Raw genomic sequence first — 2,854 nt, forward strand, 5'->3', positions numbered from 1 at the left:
ACGTTCTTCACCGGCAATGTTTGAACCGGAGAATTGATACCATCTCCACGGTAACGAAAGAAGTCGAGGCATGGTGCAAGAGCAGAAACAATCTGAATGCCAAGATCAATTGGCATTTCACCATAGACGACGCCAGAGTAAAATTGAGACGGCTTTATCCGTCAATCACTACGTGACATGACACTTGTCTTGAGGATGGGAATGCAAGCACCGAGAAACTTCTGAACAATTAGTTAGGAAACGGAATGGTAGAGGCTACCGACCTTGCCATTCCGTTTATCTCGTTTGACCTGCCCCGGGTTACTGTACGACTTAAAGAGTTGGAGTTGCTGGCCCAGAGAAGGGTTGAGCAGTGTGGGGGGAAGAGGGGAATGTCTGCGCGGAGCGGCTGCCCTCTGTCAGGCGATAGAATCAACTGGAGGAGGGGGATATGGCAGAGCTCAAAGACTACAGTGGAAATCTGAAGCCAGACCTGAAATATGAGGACTTCTCCAAGGAAGCCCTCATCAAGCTGCTGAATGAGTACGCCAGAATATTCTTGGCTACCGACGGATACTGGTATTCGCTGATAAAACAGCGCTATAGCGATGAGGAAGCGATGGCCTGCGAGCTGATCGTTTGGGATAAGTGCTACACCTACGACCCCCGGAAAATCTCCGAGGCAATGAATATCAAGGGACATGATGTGACTGCTTGCTTGAAAGCGCTGTCGCTGAGTCCCGGTTTTCCCATGGGGTTCTTCGACTGGACCATTGACCTGCAAAATCCGAATTATGCCATCGTGACGGTCAATCGCTGCCCCTCTCTGCTCTACTTCGAGAGGGAAGGAGAGGGTAGGGACTTCAGGATTTGCCACGAATTGGAGCCGGCAGCATTTCAGACCCATGCCAATTATTTCAATCCCGCCATCAAGGTGACGCCACTAAAGCTGCCTCCCCGGAAAAGCGAGGACGAAGGCCCTTTTTGTATATGGGAATGGAAGCTTCAAGAGATCGCAAATGGAAAACATGGCTCGGGAACTGATACATTACGTCACTGACAATGTCTATCTCGCCGATGATCCACAACTGAACCACTACATGACAGGCAGCTACACGGCCGCCATTACGCAGCAGGTTCTGGAGTTCAGGCGGGAGGTCTATATTGGCTGGGATATTTCGGGAACCATCCAGCATACCTGAGGGATGTGGGATTCCGAGACCACAGTGGCCATCAACACAAATCGCAAGGCAGATATCTTTGGCATTGCGGATTATGTGGCATAGTGGGCGACCTGCATGAGACCCTTCCGGCGCTTGCACAGGAGATAATAAGCAAGAGATGCATATACCCGTCCTGATCACAGGGATATACCGAAATAAGGGACATTAGAAAGGTAGCATCCTAGGCTTGCACCCTCTGGATGGGTTGTCTCATAGGAGACAATGGAAGCCATACAAATTAGGGCGAGCGTAAAGCTGCGGACAGAATCAAATAGCTCAATTCGGACGAGGAGGCATTTACATGGATTTCGAGTATATAATCCTCAAGAAAGAAGATCACATCGCCGAACTCACCCTCAACCGACCTCGGAAAAAGAATGCATTGAACTACAGCATGATGAAGGAGATACTGGCAGCCGTCGATGACGTGAGCAAGGACAGTACCATGAGGGTGATGGTGGTGACCGGATCCGGGGATTCATTCTCTGCTGGGGGAGACATAAGATTTCCTGAATTAAGGGCGGGCAAGATAAACCCGAGACACGCAGAGGAAATGTGGGTGCGTATCAACGAAGAAGGATTTCCCCCGGGGCAGCTTCTCACTATAGCTCATGAGGCCATCATTGCCTTGCGGCAGTTGCAGAAGCCAGTGATCGCTATGATGAAAGGCGATGCCGTCGGCGGTGGTTTTGGCATATCGCTAGCCTGTGATATGCGAGTTGCCGCTCCAAATACCCGGTTTCTGATAGGCTACCCCCGGGTAGGTTTCGTTCCCGATTTCGATGAGTCATGGATGTTGCCCCGGGTGATTGGCTTGGGAAAGGCCCTGGAAATCATGATGACCTGTGAATTCATTGGCGCTGAGGAGGCCTATCGGATAGGACTTATCAACAGGCTGGTGCCCCTAGACAAACTGGAGGAGGAGACGAGGAAACTAGCGAAGAGGCTGATGAGTATTCCGCCGATAACGCAAAGGATGATCAAGCAGACCGTATATGCTGGCCTCGAATCCGACTTGCGCTCATCGGTTCTGCTTGCATTGGCCTGTAATGGAGTGATCATGAGATCGAGGGACCATCACGAGGCCATTATGGCTCTGGCTGAGCGCAGGGAGCCTGTATACAAGGACGCCAATTTGTTATTCGATGAAACATAGATATGGATGTAGTTGTTTCAGAGACATCGCGGGTGCAGGGTTGCGTTCATAACGGAATCTGCATGACCGGAGCGACCAAAGAGCAAGCCTCTGCTGAAGTCAGTAGACGAGAAACGAAGGGGTTGATGAAGCAGGTGAGAGTAGCAGTCAAGCATAAGCATACCCCCGAAGGGACGGTGCGCATCGTGTTGGATGGTTTCTCTGGAAGGTCGGCTTCCGGTGCATAACTGTCCAGATTGTTGATGTCGTTGCAAGTCGAACCTCCATCGGGATTGGAGTAATGCCGAAGCGTGTAAATGAAGCAAGTGAATGAGAATGAGTGAGAAAACCGCAAAAAGGCCCCTGGATGAACTGGATCTGATGCTCATCAGAGAACTGGAAGTCGATGCCAGAAGGAGCGCCAAGGAACTCGCGGCCAAGCTGGGCACAAGCCATACTACAGTGCAGCGGCGGTTACGATATCTCTTGGACGAAGGTGTCATTTCATTCGTCACCA

At 50.9% G+C, this 2,854-nt stretch carries 6 protein-coding genes; all 6 read left to right on the forward strand.

Going from position 1 to position 2,854, the window contains the following annotated elements; translation table 11 throughout:
* On the forward strand, positions 1–176 hold a 176-nt coding region (locus PHV74_16000), incomplete at its 5' end, for an IS630 family transposase (GenBank protein ID MDD5095854.1).
* 254 nt (positions 177–430) lie between these two features.
* Positions 431–1,039, forward strand: coding sequence for a DUF6125 family protein (locus PHV74_16005; GenBank protein MDD5095855.1), 609 nt, complete (start codon positions 431–433; stop codon positions 1,037–1,039).
* Entirely contained in the window at positions 999–1,181 is a 183-nt protein-coding gene (locus PHV74_16010; protein ID MDD5095856.1) for a hypothetical protein, read from the forward strand. Before PHV74_16005 ends, PHV74_16010 begins: the two co-directional genes overlap by 41 nt.
* 322 nt (positions 1,182–1,503) lie before the next feature.
* Complete coding sequence (locus PHV74_16015; GenBank protein ID MDD5095857.1) at positions 1,504–2,358, forward strand: enoyl-CoA hydratase/isomerase family protein; 855 nt, start codon at positions 1,504–1,506, stop codon at positions 2,356–2,358.
* Between the two features lie 2 nt (positions 2,359–2,360).
* A complete protein-coding gene (locus PHV74_16020) occupies positions 2,361–2,585 on the forward strand; it encodes a hypothetical protein (protein ID MDD5095858.1) in 225 nt (74 codons plus the stop codon).
* An 88-nt stretch (positions 2,586–2,673) separates the two neighbouring features.
* On the forward strand, positions 2,674–2,854 hold a 181-nt coding region (locus tag PHV74_16025; protein MDD5095859.1), incomplete at its 3' end, for an AsnC family transcriptional regulator.

The organism is Dehalococcoidia bacterium (assembly GCA_028711995.1).
In the GTDB taxonomy this organism is placed as follows: Bacteria; Chloroflexota; Dehalococcoidia; order SZUA-161; family SpSt-899; genus JAQTRE01.